This is a genomic window from Entomoplasma freundtii (assembly GCF_002804205.1).
GTDB lineage: Bacteria > Bacillota_I > Bacilli_A > Mycoplasmatales > Mycoplasmataceae > Williamsoniiplasma > Williamsoniiplasma freundtii.
This window is the reverse complement of record NZ_CP024962.1, coordinates 381018-400894: the sequence shown is the minus strand read 5'-3', so window position 1 is coordinate 400894 and position 19877 is coordinate 381018. Positions and strand designations below refer to the sequence as shown.

The window sequence follows — 19877 nt, the reverse complement described above, 5'->3', positions numbered from 1 at the left end:
TAAAATAAGAATTATGAAGAAAGAGGCTTAAAACGAATGTCAGACGCAAATGCAAAAACCCCCTTGCCTTTAAAATACCAACATCACGAGGTTGAAGAAGGTCGCTATCAATGATGAAAGGAACATAAACTCTTTGATTCTCACCCACAATCAGGCAAAAAACCTTTCACTATTTTAGTTCCTCCCCCTAACGTGACCGGTAAATTACACTTAGGTCATGCTTGAGATAATGCTTTAGAAGATGCTTTAATTCGTTTCAAGCATCTAAATGGCTTCGATACCCTCTTTGTGCCAGGGCTTGATCATGCTGGAATTGCCACCCAAACTAAAGTGGAGGCTCATCTTTTTCAACAAGAGGGAAAAAGACGTTGAGATCTTGGGCGTGAAGGCTTTATTGAAGAAATTTGAAAATGAAAAGAGACCTATAGCGAAACCATCCGCCAACAATGAGCCAAATTAGGTTTAGCTTTAGACTACCGTTTTGAGAAATTTACCTTAGATAAAGATGTTAATAATTTAGTTAACTATGTTTTCGTGACTTTATATAATAACGGTCTGATTTATCGCGGAAAACGCATTGTCAATTGGGACCCTAGCCAAAAAACTGCTATTTCTAATATTGAAGTTATTTACCGTGAGACTCCGGGGCAAATGTATTACTTTAAATACCAACTAGTTGATAGTGATGATTATTTAGAAGTGGCCACGACGCGTCCAGAAACAATGTTTGCTGACCAATGTTTAGTAGTTAACCCTAATGATGAACGTTACAAAAAATACCACGGTAAAATGGTAATTAATCCTGTTAATAACATGATAATTCCAGTTATTGCTGACAGTTATGTGGAAACTGACTTTGGGACAGGAGTAATGAAATGTACTCCAGCCCATGATGTTAATGATTTTGAAATTGGGGAACGTCATAATTTGGCTAAACCGCTTTGTCTTAATGAGGATGGAACTTTAACTACTAGTTGTGGTCCTGATTATGCCGGTTTAGATCGCTTTGAAGCGCGAGATAAAATAATCCATAATACCAAACAAGCCCAAACTTTCTTAAAAGCTGAAAATATCGTTCACCAAGTTGGCTATTCGGAACGTTCCAACACAATCGTCGAACCTTATTTATCAAACCAGTGATTCGTGAAGATGGAGCCATTAGCAAAACTAGTCCTTGATTTTCAAAAAACAAACCAAAAAATTAGTTTCTTTCCAGAGCGTTTTAATGAAGTTCTTCTCCAATGGATGAATAACCCACAAGACTGAACGATTTCGCGCCAACTTTGATGAGGTCACCAAATTCCTGCTTGGTACCATAAAGAAACCAAAGAAATCTATGTTGGCCTTGAAGCTCCACATCCGACTCAAGATTGAGAACGTGATGCTGATGTTTTAGATACTTGGTTTTCTTCAGCCTTATGACCGTTAGTCACTCTTGGTTGGAAACCGGACCAAGCAAACCCACTATTTGACCATTATTACCCAACTAGTGTTTTAGTGACAGGTTATGACATTATCTTTTTCTGAGTAGCCAGAATGATTTTTCAAAGTCTTTACTTTACCCACCAAAAACCCTTCAACCAAGTTCTAATTCACGGTTTGGTTCGTGATGAACAAGGGCGAAAAATGTCAAAATCATTAGGTAATGGTGTTGACCCAATGGATGTCATTGCAAATTATGGGGCTGATGCTTTGCGTTTGTTTTTGCTAACAAGCTCAACCCCAGGCCAAGATTTAAAATATAATGAGGAAAAAGTTAAAAATTCCTGAAATTTTTTAAATAAATTGTGGAATGCAAGTCGTTTTGTTTATTTACAACTACCAGATAATTTTAAATTTGATGAAGCAATTATGATTGCCCATGATGGGGCTAACGAAGCTAACAATTGAATTCTTAATGAATTAAAACTAGTGATGAACAAAAGTCAGGCTTTGATTGATGCTTTTGAATTCGGTTTGGCAGGCAAAGAAATTTATGACTTTGTTTGAAATAAATATTGTTCTTGATTCATCGAACTAGCAAAGGTTAATTTGGCAAACAAAACTGATCCCGCGGTTCAAGAAAGCACTCAGCAAACGTTGGTTTATGTTCTCCAAAATATTTTAATAATGCTCCATCCATTTGCCCCTTTTATTACTGAAAGACTTTATCAAGAACTTCCGAATCCAAGCCATTTGTCAATTATGCTAGAAACTTGAGTTAATCCCATCACCATTAAACAAACTCCCAATTTTCCCTTACTTTTGGAATTAATTAGTAAAATTCGGGAATTTAGAGCTGACCAAACAATCAACAAATCCGTTCATTTAGTTTTTAATCTACAAAAATTAAATGCCCATCATATTCAAGTTTTCAAAAGTGAATTACCACTTTGAAACGCCTATCTTAAAAAATTAGTAAATAGCGAGTTGGTCTTAACGACGATTAATAATGAAAAAACGGATTTAATTTCCCTTCCTGTCAAGGAGTTTTTCCTTGAAGTTCCAGTTAGTCAGTTTATTAAGGCTGATGTTTTAGCAGCCCAATGGCAAAACCACAAAAAAATGCTGGAAGTAGAAATTGAACGAAGTCAAAAAATTCTCTCAAACCCCAATTTTTTAGCTAAGGCCCAACCGGGAAAAGTGGCCGAAGAGCAAAAAAAATATGCTGACTACCAAGAGCAATTAAAAAGTCTTCTCGAAAAAATGACCCAAAAATAAAAAATGCCTTAAAAAGGCATTTTTTATTTTTAAAATCGTATCTTCTAGGGAGGTTGATAATATTTGCAAAAAGAAAAACCCTCTCATCTCAAAATTAATAACCGAGTTTTTTGGCAAAATCATAATCCTCTAGTCATTATTTTTTGTCTTGTCGCTCTCAGTTTAGTGATGTTGGAAAAAAATCAGTATTTGCTTTCTTTAAGTTCCTTTTTAGCTATACTTTTTTATTTATTTTGACAGCAAAAACGCTACCCTTGGTTATTTTTACTCGTTTTAGGCCCTTTGTTGCTTTGGTTAATTCAAACATGATATTTTCAAGATTTGCGTGATCTTGGTGCCTTTTATTCAAACCTTAAAGGTAGGGTTGTTAAAAATAGTGGCACTTATGGAATTATTAAAATTGGGCGGCAATCAGTATTATGAATAGCAATGCCACCTTCACTAACCCTTGGCCAAAACGTTAATCTAAGTGGTTGAATTCAGCCGTTAAAAGAGCCACCCAATAGTTTTAGTTTTGACTTTAGTGCCTATCTTCGTTCCCAAACCGTTTTTAAAGGGATTAAGGTTGAGAACTATCAACTTTTACCTACACATAACTTAAGATTTTATTTTTTCAGTTATTGGCAAACACAAGCCATTAGCCCCTTTTTAAATTTTTTATTATGAAATGATAAAACAAATTTAGAAATTAAAAACCAACTTAATGAGTTAAATTTAGGTTATTTACTCAATGGAACAATGCTAATTAATATCTATTATTTAAAAAGATTTCGCAATAAAGTTTTTGGTTCCAAACCCTCGTTAAATACAATAACACAAGTTCTGTTTACTAGTTTATTTTTAGGCTATCTATATTTAGCCGCCTTTCCCTGATTTCTTGTCCGATTTACAATCGCCCAAGTTTTGAATCTAGTTATTCGGCAACGTCATTGAAATTGAAATCGTCAAACACGCAGTTTTGTGATTTTATATAGTCTCTACTTTATCAATGCCCGGTTTATTCTGCAAAGCGGCGTTTGATATTTAGTGATTGTAGGTATTTTTTTCACTTCAAACGATTTTAAAATGAGAGGCTTAAGGAAATGGACATGACACTTAGCAAGAAGTTTTGGTTTATTTTGCCCTTTGGAAATTATTTTTAATTATCGTTTAAACTTCATCGCGCCGTTTTTATTTCTAGGTTTATTACCATGATTTCAATTCTTAAACGGTTTTGTTTTCTTCGCTTGATGATGACCTAAGACTACAAATTTGTGAACATTTCTTAGCAACATTACCCAGTGATTATTAGATTTGAGTACTAAACTTAGTTGATCATGAAACTTTGGGTCTGGTTTGATAGTCTGCTTTGTAGTTTATTTTTGAGGGCTTTGAAAGATAAAAGGAGCTGAAAGTTGAAAAAGTAATAAATGAGTTCTTATTTTAACCATCGCAAGTCTAATTTTAGCTTTATCTTGAGCAAAAATTAGTCTAGAAACGGAAAGTTTTTGGATGTTAAACGTAGGCAATGGGAGTTCCTTTCTTTATGTTAATAAGTTTAAAAACACCGTTATTATTTATGATTGTGGCAGTGGACCTGGTTTTTCACCAAAAATCATGGGTGATTTTTTGAAATTTAAAGGTTTAAATCATATTGACTACTTATTTATTTCCCATTTCCATCTTGATCATTACAACGGTTTAGAGCATGTTCAAAAGTTGGCGACAGTTAAAAATTTAATTACTAACGAATATGTTGGTAATTTGGCTTGAACCCACAAAGGTATCCAAATGATAGGTTGAAAATTAGATAAGGTGAAAGATTATAATGATACTTCATTGATTATTTTATTAATTCTCAAAAATAACACAATTTTACTTGTTGGCGACCTGACCAAAGTTGGTGAAGCGAATCATTTAGAAAATCCACATTTCTTATATGTCATCGGCAATATAAAAATTGATTTATTGCAATTAGGTCATCATGGTAGCAAAAATTCAAGTAGTGAAGCTTTTTTAAACCTCGTTAATCCTCGCATGATTTTTATTAGTGCTGGTCTTAAAAATAACCATCAATTTCCCGATGCCGAAACAATTAAAATTTTAAACAAAATGCGAATTCCTTTTGTATCGACTCATATTAAAATTAATTGAGTATGAAATTTAACTAAAAACCAATTAAAAAGTTTTTATTAGGAAAAGGAAAAGTGAGATGTCAAGTTTAGAAGTCTTAAAAATTACTCTATCGAATACCAAATTTTGGGGAACGATTATTGTGGCCGCTTTGGTTATTAGTCTTGGTTACTTTCTTGAAAAACGACACATTATGCCTGATAAATGAGAGAAAGTGATTGTCAAAATCACTTTATTTATCGGCTTGCCGGCAATGATACTAAAAAATTTCATGGTCGATTTAGATACCCAGAACTTTAATAATCTCTTAGTGCTTTTGATCATCGGTTTTTTAGCCTATATCTTGTTAACTTTGCTTGGAAGATTAGTTTTCATAAAGTATCAAGCTAAGGCACAAGATGCTTTAATTATGTGTGCGGTATGTCCATCAGTCCTCTATTTTGGGTTTCCTATGGCCGAAGCTTTAGCTAATTCGAACCAACAAGAAGTGCTTAAACAAGCGACAAATTTTTTCAACATTGCTTTCTGGTTTTACTTATCATGATATTCCTTATATGTTTATCAACGCCCTCATTTTGCTACAATACAAAGCAAACAAGAACGCCGCCAACTTTCGCGCAAGATTGCCAAATCTTTATTAAAAAACCCGATTATGATTGCCTTAATTGGGGGTTTAGTTTTGTGATTAATGCAAATGATTCCGGGAATTAAAATTATTCATGTGACGGACAATGGTTGGAATACAATAAGCCCTGGCAATTATTCAGTTACTCGCCTTGATGCCTTAATTCCTGGGTTTAATCAGGCTGTGACGATTCTTGGAGCACTCCCAACACCACTAGCTTGATTATCAATTGGGATTTTAATTGCCCGTAGTCCACTTTTAGAAGCTTTAAAAGATAAAGCAGCTTGGTTGGCATCATCATTTAAAATGTTAATCGTACCGTTGGTGACAGTGGGTCTATTTGTCTTTTTCGCTTGGTTTGGCCAAATAACCAACCTTTACGAAATTCCTAAAATTGCTTTAATTGTATCCATTCTTATGATGGCCTCGCCAACTGCAACTGCCATGGCAAGCTATGCCATTCTTTACCAAAAAGAAGCACAGAGATCAGCAAAAATTTGCACCCAAACAACCTTTCTAGCTTTAATCACAATGCCTTTTTGAGCCGTTATCACAAGTTTAATTGGTGAAACTAATTTATTCCAATAAAAAAATAGTGACGAATCACTATTTTTTTATTATCCAATTTGGGTTTAGATTGACATTAAATGTGATTTAACACGAGCGGCTTTATTTGGTTTAATAATTCCTTTTTTAACCCCTTGGTCAACCAAGCTCACTGCTGAAGTGATTAATTCATTTTTGTCAGCAGCATCCTCTTTTTTAGCAATTTCAGCTTTTTTAATTGCTGTTTTAATTTGAGAATTAAACGCTTTATTTGCCAAACGAGATTTTTCATTGGTTAAAATTCGCTTTTTTTGCGATTTAATATTTGCCATTTTTACATCTCCTCTTTTCTTAAATAGATTTAAAGACAAAGTAAATTATACCAAATAAAGAAAAAGAGGCGGTAGTAAATAATACCCCAAAAGGACCAATTGCCTTATTATTGACATTTTGTCGGTAACTTCACGAGGTCCTTTTGCTAAAATAGTAACGAAAAGGGGGGCCGAATGGATTTAATCTATAGTCCTGACTATTATTTATTATTAGAAGCCCAGAAACAGAAAATTAAAGAACTTCAATTAGATTCAGAGACAATTGAAACATTTTCTTTTATTGATAACTCTTTGGCAGAAATTATTGATAGTCTTTTAACGTTACCAATGTTTAGCAAGCAAAAAATAATTATCATCCATGACTCTTGGTTTTTAACAAATAAAAAAATTGCTTTGCATCCCACCTTTAATTTTGATAGTCTATTGACGCTTTTAAATCGGGGGCTTCCCGACGCTAATAAAGTCATCTTTACACTTAATCATGAAACACTTGCGAAAAACAAAAAGTCCCAAAATTTTATTAGGCAAGTAAAGGTAAATAAAATTGATTCACCAACTTTGAGTTTTTGTCAAACCAAAGTTAAAGAATGATTAGAAGAATCCAAAATTAACTTTTCTGCTGACGCCTGGAAATATTTTTGGACAATAATGCCTTTAGACCTTTCATATTTAGAAAAGGAAATTGGTAAATTGGTAAATTTAGAAGCCCCGGAAATAACTTTGGAAATGACCAAACAAATTTCCTTCCCATGATTAGAAAATGACATCTTTAAATTAAGTGAAGCCTTTTTGCGGAATGATTGCAGTAATTTTTTAACCTTATATAAGGATTATTGTTTGCAAAACAATGAATTAATTCCTTTGTTAGCCCTTTTGGGCAATCATCTTATCACATTAAGAAACTATTTAGTGTTAAAAGAAAAGGGCCTCTATCATCAAGAAATAATTCAAAAATTGGGAGTAAACCCCTACTACCTAAACAACATTCTGCGCATAAATAACGAGACAATCGCGCAATTAAATGGTAAAATTGATATGATATATGAACTTAATAGAGAACTAATTTGTGGAGCGATTGATACACGCGTAATTCCCGAATATAAATTTATTAAAGCGTTCGAAAAGTCGAAAAGAAAGGACAAGAATAATGGAGCCAAATAAAGTTTATAAAAGTTTGGTTTATCTCGCGTACAATGTGGTGAAACACGAACGTTTGCGTTATGAATTGGATAATAAAGCTATTTTCCGTGATCAGTTTGTCAAACAAATTAATAATATGTTAGCTTTAGAAAAAGATTTTAACCAAACTTTTAACAACCAAACCTGAACAACAGTTTTTGCCCAGGCAATTGTTAAAGTTACCCAACAGAAACAACGTTTTGAAAAACGCGATGGTTTAAGTGTCGAAGAAATTTATGCTGATTATTCATCGTTTCTTTCTTATACTTCAACCACTTTCGAAGTAGGCCGAAACACATTAACCGAAGAAATTGTTAATTTTTCTCCTGATGAAGTGTTGATTGATGCTACTCTAACTGATCAAACCAAAAACCATTATAGAGAATTAGAAAAAGAAAGACTGGAAAGAGAAAAACAAGCTCAAGAAACTAAAGACAAACCGAAACCCGAATTTTCTTCTAGTCAAAACCAAGAAAGAACTTATAGTCAACAAAATAACAATAGTTTCTTTGGTGGTGGTGGTTATGCCAACGTAAATACAATGGATCCTCGTCAAAATCCACGTTTTTATCCTTACATGTCAAAACCAAAATGAATGCCAACACTAAAATATGTGTTTGCCGGTCTTGTAATTTTGGCTACACTAATGTTAATTGCCACTTCAATTGCCATGATGACTGTCAAAATGAATCTTGGTCCAAATAATACTAGCAATCCATTTGGCAATGCCCTTTTTGGTGAAGCAATGTGAGCTTCGCATAAAGGAAATTGGGATAGTTTCTTGACTAAAAGTTTAAGAGATAGTAATGCAAAGTTTCCGTTAAATTGAAGTTTAATGAGTGCTAATGTTGGTTCAATTTTAAGTTTAGTTTTCTATTCACTGCCAGCTATTTATATTGGCTATGCCGTTTTTAGAAAACCACGTTCTTTAAAAGAGAAATACCGTTTAAGTATGATGTCGGTAATCTTTATGTTTATTATGTTCTTTGTTGCTGGTTCAAATATCTTTAACGTTATGAGTGCCCACCAAATTTCAAAAAACTTTGAAGAAACATTTAAGCGAATCTTTGATAATGAATTTGTGGGTGACAACAGTAACTACAACTTTAAAGCCTTTTGAGCAGTCATGATGGAAAAACATGGAGCAGGAATTGAAGCTACTTCAATCATTGCTGATATTGCTGTTGCCTTAATTGCTGTTTCTGTGGTTTTAGGTATTGTTATGCTAGTGCTAAACCCACGTTTAGACCGTCAAAAAATGATGCATGCGATGACTGAATACCAACGTGCTAACATTGCGATGATGCAAGGTCAATCTTATCAAGTTGACCCATCTTTATTTGATGACGATACTCAAACCATTAAAGCTAAAAAGGAAACAAAGTTCGGGACTTGATGGAAAAAAACTTTTACTAAAAAAGATAAACCTAAAAGTCCTCAAGATAACCAAACCCAAAATTAATTTTGGGTTTTTTTAAGGAGAATTTGGCCATGAGTTACTATTTTAAACATTCTTATGGTTTTACTGATCACGGTCTCCAACGTTGTCGTGAGCGGTTGAAACTAACTGGTCTTCCTGATTATGAAGTTAAAGAAAAAATTATGGATTTAATTAAAAATTCTAATTATTCTTTTGAATCTAAATATGATCTTTACATTCGCGCTGGTTCAAAAGGACAACTTTATTTTGTAATTAGTAAGGATTCGAATGTCATTATTACTTGTTCACCCGTTTCACCCGAAAAGCAACTAAGTTTAATGGATTATTAATTATAATCAAACTTAGATATTACTAATGGGGGACTAATGCGACTTGGATTATATGGCTTAATTGGTAGTGGCAAAACGACTGCTTTGAATTATTTAAGTAAAAATTATGATTTAGAGATTCTCGACCTTGATGAAATTAGCAAAGAGATAATGAACGAGGAAGTAGTTCTCTCTTTTGTAATGGCTAACTTTCCTACTTCTTATAATCAAGAAAAGAATCAAATCGATCGGAACCAACTAAGAATTATCTTATTTAATAGCTTGGTTGATAACCAAAAATTTGCTGCTTTTGTTTGACCGTTAATTGAAACCAAAACTAAATCTTTATTAAATTCCATTCCCATCGATAAAAATGTGGTTGTAGAAGGGGCGTTGCTCCCATTGTTTAATATTCCTGTCGAATATTTGGTGGAGATACAAACACCAAAGCCAATCTTGATTAAAAGAATTATGCAACGTGACCAACGTGAAAGTGATGAAACCAAAAAGATTGCCCAAATTCAAGAAATATGGTTGCAAGATTTTCGTGGGGACATTATTCTTAATAATGATGATTCATTAGAAAGTTTTTATAATAAATTAGATACCTTAATGATGAATTTTAAGGTTAGTAAATTATAAATTAACTTAAAGCACTTGAAATGAGTGCTTTTTCTTTTCGGGTTTTTTTCTCAGTATAATAAAAATAAAAGAGGTTTAAAATGGAAAAGAAGACGATTGATGAATGCTTAACAAGTAAATTACGCTATGAAATTGATAAATTAATCGATCTAAATTTAGATCTGGATAGCATTTGAGATTTGTTGCAAGAAGATTTAGAGCCTTACGAAACTTATATGCGCCTTGAGGTACAAAGGTTTATTAAGTATTTGCTTTGGCTTCGTGATAACCATAAAAGTAGAGAAGATGCTTTTTTAAAATACAAGCGCTATACCTTAACTATGAATCCCCATTTTCGTAAAGAAGCTCCCTTATCCGATTTAGAACAAAAATGAAAAGATCAACGTCGGATTGATGAATTATCGACCTTGATGAATTATCGCGCTCCTAAAAACCAAAAAATTGAGGCTTCTCAAAGTGCTGAGAAACTCAAAACAGAGACAATGATGACCAACTTAGAAGAAACTAAATTACAAGATACTTTAGATGCTACGAATAACGTTCTTTATAACTTTACAAGTCAACCAATTAAATCTGAAAAAGATTTTTCCGACAACGTTAATCTTAATCGTTCGCCGTTGGAAAGTCTTGAAGATGAGAAATGAGTTAGAAAACCCAAAAAACCTAATCTAGAAATCGATGATGAGGATGTTCCACTTGGTGAAGAAACTGATCAAGATATTGAACAATCAGAAGATGACTCCGAACTGGAAACCGAAGTTGAAGATATGTCTTCTAATAATCAATTCAAAATTTTTGAAGATAGTGAAGTGCATGTTACTTCAGCAAGTTATTCCGCAGAAGAAACGCAAAAAGACCTTGATTTGAATGCCCAATTAGAAGCAATTATAGCTACCTTATCCGATGATGAAATTGAAAAAACCGCCAGTGAATTAGTACAAACCGAAAGCACCCTCTCGGCCAGCTTAACGGAACAAATTAAAGAGATTCATAATATTGCTGATCAAGAACCAAGCTTAATGTTAGTAGATATTGAACCAGATTTTAATACGCAAGAAAGACAAAATTTTAATCAATCTGACGATCGGGTTTTTGAAACTATTATTGAAAACCCCTTTGACATTACCGCTTCAACAAATAGTGCTTCCTTATTTGATTATTCAGTAGAAGATAACGGCACCCAAACTTTCAATGAATCATTTCTCGAATCTTTAGAGGCTACCGAAGATTTGGTAACCATCATGGACACGAATATCAACGAGCCAACTCCCGAAACAACTGCTGATGCTTTAGACTTTTTACAAAAAATGGAAGATAAGTATGAGTCAGACTCAAAAGGGACTCTAGTTAACAAAGAAGATTTAACAAAGCGAACTTTTACTAAGCAAGAGTTCCAAAATAATATTGGCAAAGAAGTTATGTACGAAGGTAGCAAATACGTAATTAAAGATATGGAAGAAATTTTAGATTTTTTCCAACACCCGCAAAAATTGGTTATTTTAGAGAATGTTGAAACTCATAAAGAAATTAGGATTAATGTAAGAAAGCTAGACACTTCTATTTAGTCTTTATTTTTAATAAAAAATAAGATAAAATTAAAAAGATTGAATTGGAGTTGAAAAAATTAATGGCAAGTATTACTGTTCATGAAGGGGAACCGATTGAAAAAGCATTAAAACGCTTTCAAAAAGTTGCTTCAACTAATAAAGCAGAAGCACGTAAACGTGAATACCACTTGAGCAAAAAGGAAAAACGTATTTACAAACAAAAACAAAACCGTAAATATAAATAAAACGAGCAAGCCGTGGTCTCACTCAAAAATAAAAAACCTTTCTTAATGAAAATTTAAGAAAGGTTTTTTATTTTTTAATTAATAGTCAAAAAAACGTTGGTTTTTGAATTAACCAACGTTTTTTGCTGTTTTAAGAAGTTCTTCTGCCAATTTAATAAAGTAATCTAAGTAATGCAAAGTACCAAGAACTTGACTATACTCAATCAATTCACTTTGGTTTTCTCGTTTTTCCAAATCTTCAGGGCTCATTAAATTATTGAATAGAGCACTTACTTTGAACTTTGAAAAATAACGATCAACAATATCAACATTTTTTTGTTTTTCTTCTCAATTTGGATTATTTAAAATAGCCATAGCTTCTGGTAAAACATTATCGGCGTCACTGCGATTTTTAGACACAAAATTAATTAAATCTTGAGCGACAGGTTCTAATGTTTTAGATAAAAGATAATTAAGATCTTCACTAGAAATATTTGCCAATGTTTCATCTTGGCCAATTTTTTGGTCAAGGATTTCAATTTTTTCTAAAATTTTGCTAATTGTGGCAAAAGTTTCTCCTAATTGAATTTTAATTAGCATTTTAGGAATTGATTCTCCTTGTTGGAGAAACTGAGTGATGGTTTCGAACGAAAAATTATTATTTTTGAATAAATTATCATTCGTATTAAAGCTATGACTTTTGCTATAGGCTTTAATTTCCCCAATATTCTTTAAATAACCAGTCTCAATTTTAATTTGGTCGATGCTTTGGCCCATTTCAGCGTTTACATTTCCAAATTGGCCTAACATTGGCATTTGGTTCATTAGTTGTTGTAGCTCAGTTCTTAACTGTTTGATGCGTTCATTGATAATTTCTTTGAACCATTTTAGCACTACTTCGTTCGTTAAGTCCTTTAGCGTCGACTGTTTAGTTAACAACATACATTCTCCTTCAAATCAAGTTGATTATATCAATTAATTAAATTAATAAGAGACCTTTGGTAGAATAATAAAAGAGCAAGAGAGAAAAAAGTGAAGTCAACAAAAGACGAATTTGCAGTAAGAAAATATTATTTAAACGAGTTTCAATGATTTGTCATGAAACCAGAAGGACTCGCCCAAGATTTAGCGCAAATCAAATATCCAGCGCTAATTTTAGACACGGAATTTTTTAATCAATCACATCAAATTGATGCGAACTTAACCCCCCTTTATAATGAAAAAAATAAGTCTATCGTTTATGTTTTGGATTATGCCTTAATAAAAACTAAAAAAGATTTAACCCTTCTTAATAAAGACAAACTAATTAAAAATTTTCGTCTTCGCCGCCGTTTAAATGATGAAAATTATGATTTTCAAAAACAATATACCCAATTGATTCATAATTTTTGTCATTTACTAGTTAAAAATCAAGTGGCCACTATTATTGTGGCCGGAGCCTCGAATGATCGACCAATTCTCGAAAATTGGATCAAACAATGTACTTCTTATTTTAACCGTCGTTCCGCGCCGGTCATTTTACAACCAGAGCCAAAATTATTCATGTTGGATGTTTATAATTCTTTAGAAAATAATATGGCTTTTGCTAATTTCAAAGCGGACGGTTCCGTTTTTTGAGAACCAAAAAATTTAAAACCTGGTTTCTATGGCCCTGAAACACGCCAGTTACCGAGTTTGAAAAAGTTTTTTGAATATATGAGTCAAAGTTATCCCAAATTTGGTTTCGAAGATAATGCTGACATTTACCGGTTATCACAAAATGCTTTAACCTTTTTTACCGTGCCTAATTTTGCTAATGAAAAAACCTATCATTACCTTAATCGGTCAGTAAGAGAAGCGGAACATCATTGTTTCAATGATGTTTATAAACTTTGAGAATTACTATCATTTTGACAAAATAGTTTAAAGCCCCATGCTAGTTCGAAACCAAAACTAAACGTGAAGCAACTAAAACCCAAACCCCCTAAAAAACAACAACCCCAGAAGAAGCCCGAGGATAAAGAAAAATAATGAAATGTCATGGCTGTGGAGCAGACCTACAAAACCTACACCAATCAAAAATTGGTTATTCAGAAAAATTAACGAATCAATACTGTCTCCGTTGTTTCAAAATGAAACATTACAAAGTAGTTATTCCACAAGAAATTACTCCTGCCCAATTTACTGAACAATTGGCTTCACTTTTGGTAAAACCAAATGAGTTGAAGCATCGACTTTTTTACTATGTGATTGATATTTTTGATATTGAATTAAGTCGAAATCATTATTTAGAAACTTTGTTGGCTAACGAAAAAGTCACTATCCTAGTAAACAAAGTTGACTTAATGCCAAAAGCTGTCAAAAGGTTAAAGTTGCAAAAATATTTTCAAGACCTTTTTGCTACTTCACCTTTAACGAACTACCAAGTTTTTTTAGTTTCAAAAAATAATACCAATAGCTTAAAATTTTTACAAAAACAATTAGAAAAACAAAACACAAATGAGCAATATTTTATTGGTCACTCTAATGTCGGTAAATCTTCACTTATTAATGCCCTTTTGAAACAAAATAAACAGTCAGAAAATTTAGTAACTGCACCTAGTTTCCATACGACGTTGAACTTTCTACCAGTCAAAATTAATGATTATTTAACAATTATTGACACTCCAGGTCTCAATCGTGAAGATGCATGAAATTATTACGTAACACCAAATGATCTCAAATACCTGCACTTTCAAAAAGAATTACTCCAATATACCTACCAAATTGAAAGCGGTCAAAGCTTAATTATTGGCGGTCTAATTAGTGTTAATTTTTCTTTTCCAGCAGAACAAAAAATTGATTTACATTATTATGCTTACCAGCATTTGGATATTCACCGTACAAAAACTAATAAAAGTAATGACTATTTGCAAAAACACCAACTGGAGTTACACCCTGAACCACAAGCCGAATTGATAAATAACCATTTTTTAACCTATCAACCTAAAATTGACGTTAAAACTAAGCGCTTTGACTTAAGTCTCGGTAATTTAGGTTGGATTAATGTGCCCAATATTCCGAAACTAAATATTACGGTGTCTACAAATATTAATTTGCCTTCTAGAAGTTTCCAAAACTTATTAACCGTGAGAAAACCTCTAGTTTAAAACAAAGAAAAAACTAAAATTATAAGATAAAATCATAAAGAAAATTTAGTAATCAGTCCAATTTAAGAGGTTGCTAAAAATTATTTAACAAAAAATAGGAGAAAAATGACAAAAAAAGATGATTCCCTCCATTTAAATGCCATGCGTATACTCGGAGTTGAAGCAATTAACAAAGCTAATTCAGGGCACCCTGGAATTGTCCTTGGGGCAGCGCCAATGGTATTTACCCTGTTCACCAAAATAATGGCTATTGATCCCCAACATTCACAATGGTTTAATCGTGACCGTTTCGTATTAAGTGCGGGTCATGGCTCGGCTTTACTTTACTCTGCCTTGCATCTAAGTGGCTTTGATTTACCAATGGATGAACTAAAACGTTTTCGTCAATGGGGTTCATTAACTCCTGGTCACCCTGAACGTGGCCTTACAGACGGAGTGGAAGTAACTACCGGACCTTTAGGACAAGGAATTGCCATGGGTGTTGGGATGGCTTTAGGAGAAAAATTTTTAGGGCACCGTTTTAATAAACCGAACTTCCCATTAATCAACCATTATACATTTGTTCTTTGTGGTGATGGTGATTTACAAGAGGGTATTTCTCAAGAAGCAATCACTTTTGCAGCAAAACAAGAATTACATAAGTTAATTTTGCTTCATGATTCAAATGATATTCAACTCGATGATAAAGTTAGTGAAGCAACTATTGAAAATCACCAAAAACGTTTTGAGGCAGCAGGTTGAAACGTTTTAGAAATTAATGATGGTGAAGACCTTGAAGCCTTAGAAGCAGCTTTAAATCAGGCTAAAAAAGCTTCTAAACCTACTTATATTGAAGTTAAAACCATCATTGGTCGAGGAGCGACAAAAGAAGGTACTAACCAAGTCCATGGTAATCCATTAGGGACTGACTTGGCAATAGTTAAACAGCGCTATCAATGAGACCATCCTGACTTTGTTATTCCACAAGAAACCTACGATTTCTATAAGGAAAATGTCAACCATAGAGGTGCGAAAACTTACCATGAATGAGAAGAAATGCGTCAAGTTTATGCTAAAGAATTTCCAAATGACTATCAAGAACTGGAAAAAGCTTTAAACCATAATTGGGAAATGAATGTGGAAGCTCTTTTAGCAGCAACTCCAGTTCAAAAGCAAGCAACTCGAATTAGTTCTGGACTAGTCTTTAATCAATTAGCTCAAGAAAACCCAACTTTATTTGGAGGTAGCGCTGACTTAGCTTCCTCAACAAAGATTAAGGGGCCAAACGGTAACTACGGACCAAATAATCGCGATGGGCGCAATGTTATTTATGGTGTACGTGAATTTGCTATGGGCGCTATTAATAACGGAATGGCTGCTCATGGTGGAATCCTTCCAGTCGGTTCAGGGTTCTTCGTATTTAGTGATTACTTAAAACCTGCAATGCGTTTAGCTTCATTAATGAAATTACAAAATTTATTTATTTTTACTCATGACTCAATCGCTGTGGGTGAAGATGGCCCAACGCACGAACCAATTGAACAATTAGCAATGGTTCGTTCAATTCCAATGCATAACGTTTTTCGTCCAGCCGATTATGCCGAAACCGTTGGTGCCTATCACTACGCTTTAAAAGACAAACACCATCCATCAACAATTATCTTGACTCGTCAAGATTTGGCCCAACAAAAACATCATAATGTTATAGCTGAAGTTGCTAAAGGAGCTTATATTCTGGCGGACCAACAAAATCCGGAAGTTACTTTAATTGCCACGGGAAGTGAAGTCGAATTGGCCGTAGCGATTCAACAAGCATTGCTCCAAAATAATGTTTCGAGTCGAGTGGTTTCAATGCCATCAATGAATCTCTTTGAACAACAACCCTTAACTTACCGTCAGCAAGTTATCGATCCAAAAACCTTCCGTGTTTCCTTAGAAATGGGAACTACTTATGGCTGAGGTAAATATGTCGGTGATGAAGGGATAAGTTTTGGAATTGATGAATTCGGAGCTTCAGCTCCTGGCGACGAAGTTATTGCTAAATATGGTTTTACTGCAGATAAAATCGTCCCCCAAATTTTGAAAAAATTAAAGGAGAAGAAATAAAATGCCAATTTTAGGAAGTTTAAGCGGTGGCGCTCTTGCCGGTACTCTTGTCGGAGTTATTATCGGTGCTTTATTAGTCGGAGGCTTAATTGGTTTCTTTATCACGAGAGCAATTGTGCGTAAACAACTTCGTGATAACCCACCAATTACTGAATCACAAATTAGAGCCATGTATATGAGCATGGGTCGTAAACCAAGTGAAAGTGACATTAAAAAAACCATGAATGCCATTAAAAAAAGCAAAAAATAATGATGAAAAACGACTCCTAATAGGAGTCGTTTTTAATTTCTTATATTTATTAACTAAGTTCTGCTTGGGTTTTCTGGAACTTCTTTTTCAACTGCTTGTTTGGAAAAACCAGAAACATGGAATGGTTTTTCAACACGGCTACGGGCAAATTTCAATGTATAAATTCATTCAGTATTATCATAAGGATTTTGGTAACTAATAATGGCGGTTTCTGAAAGAATACCAACACCATCACTTGCCAATTTCAAATCTTGAAATTGGAAATCAAAACTTTTTTCATCAAAGACTTTACTAAAGAAATTATCAAAAGTTGCTCCAACTGTTGGGTGATTTAAAGTTTTGTAGAGGTTACTTGTAACATTAAATAAAAAGTTTAAGTTGTCAGTAGAGTCTGGGTTTCCATCATCTTTAATACCTAGGACATTCGTAAAAACGAAGTTTAGTAAACTAGTTTCGCGAACGGTTCCATTTTCTTCCAACCCTAAAATAGCTGAAGTTTTGCTTGGGTTTTCTAAGATTGCTGAAACCATGTTAATTTTAGTTGTTCTTCTGCCACCTTCAATAAGAGTTGGTTTATCCAAGGTTACAATCTTATCTCATAAACCTTTAAGTGATGACATTTCAAAGTTATATGAAGCATCGTAAGTACCATTTTCTCAATCAATATTATTTTGATTAGCTATATCCGCAAAAATATTCACAATAGAGCGTTGACGGTAATGTTCACCAAATAATAAAGGCATTTCACTTTGATCACCAATCATCTTGATTTGAGTAATTAGTAAGTTCTTGATGTTAAATTCGCGGTCCTTAAGTAGACCATTAATTTTTTTATTAATATCAATAACTTTAGCTTTTATAGGTTCGACTTTATCTTTTGGGATAAGATCTCCTTTACCTTCCAATAAGCCAAATATCTTGTTAATAAAGTCTTCTAATTGCAATGGTTCTTCTAAATAAAGGGAATTAAAACTATGAGCTGAACCAATAAATGGAATGTTCCTTAACAATAACGGTACCCCTACTTTTATTGATGAAGTATTATCCAATAAAGCTTTAATAAGTTTTTGTTTGTCTTCGGGAAGTCCGCCAATATTAGGAAGAATCAAACTTTTATATTCGTCAAGAGTATCGCAAGTATTTTGAATAATCAACTTAGCACTATCGTAAACTGATTTATCAGTTAATAATAATTCATTAAATGAAATGATGCTTCCCTTCAGAGCTTTTTGAATAGCAATCGAGACCCCTGCTGCCTTGGTAGCATCTAAATCTAATTTTTTAGATATCGCATTTGCGATTATTGGCATTAAGAACGATTCAAGGAATTGGCCTCCATAAAAGCCATCGACTTCTTTTCCTTTACTTACTGGAAAATCATTCGGTGACAAGAAAAGGATAGACATTAACTTGGCCAATTGATGACCTTGAGCATCTTTTTGAGTGTCTAAGGGAACAAAAGTTTTTGTTAAAATTGTTAACAAGTACTTTAAATTCAAAGTTGAAGTGTCATTGGTACTTAATTGTTTAAATTTTTGGTTATCTAAAACGTTTTGATTTAAAACATTCTTGACATAATTTTTATTATCAACATCTTTACTAAAAAGGTGATTTAAATCAGGGGTATTTAAATGATCTTGATAATTTCAGGCATCGTTAAACAAAAATAAGTGAGCCTGAATGAATTGCAACCCTAATAAAATATCACTAATTCCGTTAACATAAATATTAATATTTTTTTCTAAATCATTGGCAAGCACTGCACTATCTTTGCCTTTAATAGTTAAGTCGCGAATAGCATTCCCTAAATTTCCACCTGCACTGCCTGATTTTTTAGTTAAATCTTTTACATCATTAATTGAAGCCTTCGTTAGTCTGTAATATGGGGATGTTTGTTGTTTTTTAATAATTGTCGAAATTCCATTACCCAAACTAATTAAACCAGCTGGTAGTAAAGACTCTCCTTTAGTGTCAGCATCAATCCAACTGTTCATATTAATTGAGTTTAGACGCTCATTAATCATCTTCATAATGGCCGAATCTTGATCACCCAAAATAAGTTTTGCTGCTAAAGAAATACCTTCAGCAACTGTCTTTTTACCATCAACAAACTTAGCCACTAAATCATTTAATTTGGGTAAATAAGTTGTAGCTAAGTTTTTGATATCAGCCGATTTAATTCCTGGTAACATCTTTAAAACCATATCAATTAATTCGGTTTTTTCACCCAAATCAAGACCAAATTTATTTTTCAAAAATGCCCAAAGTTGGCCATCGGTGGCTCCTCGGTTGCCGGTTAAACTAATATTTTTATCGACAACATCCATGTTCAATGAGGAACTTGAGAAATAAGTTGTTAATAAACTATTAACACTTGTAGAATCGCTTCATTTTTTGGTTTGTTCATTTTCTAAAATTGGTCTATTTAAATTTTTAATTTCTTCATTAGCAAGACGACCGTTAATTTTTCGTTCAAAATCTGAACGTGACAATTGGAATTGATCAGTTAAAATCAGTTCTTTAGCAATTATTGAAGCAGCCCCTTCTAAATTATTACGACTATTTAGGTAAGGAACGGTCACTTTTGACCCTCCATCATCATTTTTATTTTCCGTTTTTGTGCCGTTAGTGCAGGCCACTACGGTGACACTTGAAGAAACTACCATAGTAGTAGCTCCCAAGATGGCAAGCAATTTTTTCATATTTTTTCATCCTTAAAATACCCTAGGGGGTTTTAATTTTTTTCGCTTTTATTTAG

16 protein-coding genes are annotated in these 19877 nt (G+C 33.3%); 13 read left to right on the top strand and 3 right to left on the bottom strand.

Going from position 1 to position 19877, the window contains the following annotated elements; genetic code table 4:
• Positions 1–36 precede the first annotated feature (36 nt).
• The 3 genes from EFREU_RS01750 (at position 37) to EFREU_RS01740 (ending at position 6025) form a co-directional block, all read left to right on the top strand.
• Positions 37–2700, top strand: a complete 2664-nt coding sequence (locus EFREU_RS01750) for a valine--tRNA ligase (protein WP_100609316.1) — start codon at positions 37–39, stop codon at positions 2698–2700.
• Between the two features lie 63 nt (positions 2701–2763).
• Entirely contained in the window at positions 2764–4875 is a 2112-nt protein-coding gene (locus EFREU_RS01745) for a ComEC/Rec2 family competence protein (protein ID WP_100609315.1), read from the top strand.
• A 16-nt stretch (positions 4876–4891) separates the two neighbouring features.
• Positions 4892–6025 (top strand): AEC family transporter, encoded by a 1134-nt coding sequence (locus EFREU_RS01740; protein ID WP_100609314.1) that lies wholly within the window; start codon positions 4892–4894, stop codon positions 6023–6025.
• Positions 6026–6069: 44 nt separating this feature from the next.
• Here EFREU_RS01740 and rpsT read toward each other — a convergent pair whose 3' ends face one another.
• Entirely contained in the window at positions 6070–6315 is a 246-nt protein-coding gene (gene rpsT / locus EFREU_RS01735; protein WP_100609313.1) for a 30S ribosomal protein S20, read from the bottom strand.
• Between the two features lie 174 nt (positions 6316–6489).
• Between rpsT and holA the strand changes: the two genes are divergently transcribed.
• The 6 genes from holA (at position 6490) to rpsU (ending at position 11677) form a co-directional block, all read left to right on the top strand.
• Positions 6490–7476 carry a DNA polymerase III subunit delta gene (holA, locus tag EFREU_RS01730; protein WP_100609312.1) on the top strand — a complete coding sequence of 329 codons (987 nt, stop codon included), beginning with the start codon at positions 6490–6492 and terminating at the stop codon, positions 7474–7476.
• Positions 7463–8956 (top strand): hypothetical protein, encoded by a 1494-nt coding sequence (locus EFREU_RS01725; RefSeq protein ID WP_100609311.1) that lies wholly within the window; start codon positions 7463–7465, stop codon positions 8954–8956. The genes holA and EFREU_RS01725 overlap by 14 nt, the downstream gene beginning before the upstream one ends.
• A gap of 29 nt (positions 8957–8985) precedes the next feature.
• Complete coding sequence (locus tag EFREU_RS01720; RefSeq protein ID WP_100609310.1) at positions 8986–9264, top strand: hypothetical protein; 279 nt, start codon at positions 8986–8988, stop codon at positions 9262–9264.
• 36 nt (positions 9265–9300) lie between these two features.
• On the top strand, positions 9301–9885 hold the full coding sequence (coaE, locus tag EFREU_RS01715; protein WP_100609309.1) for a dephospho-CoA kinase: 585 nt from the start codon (positions 9301–9303) through the stop codon (positions 9883–9885).
• Positions 9886–9965: 80 nt separating this feature from the next.
• On the top strand, positions 9966–11450 hold the full coding sequence (locus tag EFREU_RS01710; RefSeq protein ID WP_100609308.1) for a hypothetical protein: 1485 nt from the start codon (positions 9966–9968) through the stop codon (positions 11448–11450).
• Positions 11451–11512: 62 nt separating this feature from the next.
• Positions 11513–11677, top strand: a complete 165-nt coding sequence (gene rpsU / locus EFREU_RS01705; RefSeq protein WP_100609307.1) for a 30S ribosomal protein S21 — start codon at positions 11513–11515, stop codon at positions 11675–11677.
• Between the two features lie 108 nt (positions 11678–11785).
• Here the strand turns inward: rpsU and EFREU_RS01700 are convergent, their stop codons facing one another.
• Positions 11786–12598 carry a hypothetical protein gene (locus tag EFREU_RS01700; protein ID WP_100609306.1) on the bottom strand — a complete coding sequence of 271 codons (813 nt, stop codon included), beginning with the start codon at positions 12596–12598 and terminating at the stop codon, positions 11786–11788.
• Positions 12599–12688: 90 nt separating this feature from the next.
• On the opposite strand from EFREU_RS01700, the gene EFREU_RS01695 reads away from it, so the two are divergent.
• From EFREU_RS01695 to EFREU_RS01680, 4 genes are all read left to right on the top strand, one after another.
• Positions 12689–13666, top strand: coding sequence for a hypothetical protein (locus tag EFREU_RS01695; protein ID WP_100609305.1), 978 nt, complete (start codon positions 12689–12691; stop codon positions 13664–13666).
• Complete coding sequence (rsgA, locus tag EFREU_RS01690) at positions 13666–14784, top strand: GTPase RsgA (protein ID WP_100609304.1); 1119 nt, start codon at positions 13666–13668, stop codon at positions 14782–14784. Before EFREU_RS01695 ends, rsgA begins: the two co-directional genes overlap by 1 nt.
• Before the next feature lie 105 nt (positions 14785–14889).
• Positions 14890–16869 carry a transketolase gene (gene tkt, locus EFREU_RS01685; protein ID WP_100609303.1) on the top strand — a complete coding sequence of 660 codons (1980 nt, stop codon included), beginning with the start codon at positions 14890–14892 and terminating at the stop codon, positions 16867–16869.
• Between the two features lies 1 nt (position 16870).
• The gene (locus EFREU_RS01680) at positions 16871–17119 is read left to right on the top strand and encodes a YneF family protein (protein ID WP_100609302.1); all 249 of its coding nucleotides are present in this window, start codon (positions 16871–16873) and stop codon (positions 17117–17119) included.
• 53 nt (positions 17120–17172) lie between these two features.
• Here the strand turns inward: EFREU_RS01680 and EFREU_RS01675 are convergent, their stop codons facing one another.
• Positions 17173–19821: an MOLPALP family lipoprotein gene (locus EFREU_RS01675; protein ID WP_100609301.1), complete on the bottom strand. Its 2649-nt coding sequence runs from the start codon at positions 19819–19821 to the stop codon at positions 17173–17175.
• Positions 19822–19877 lie beyond the last annotated feature (56 nt).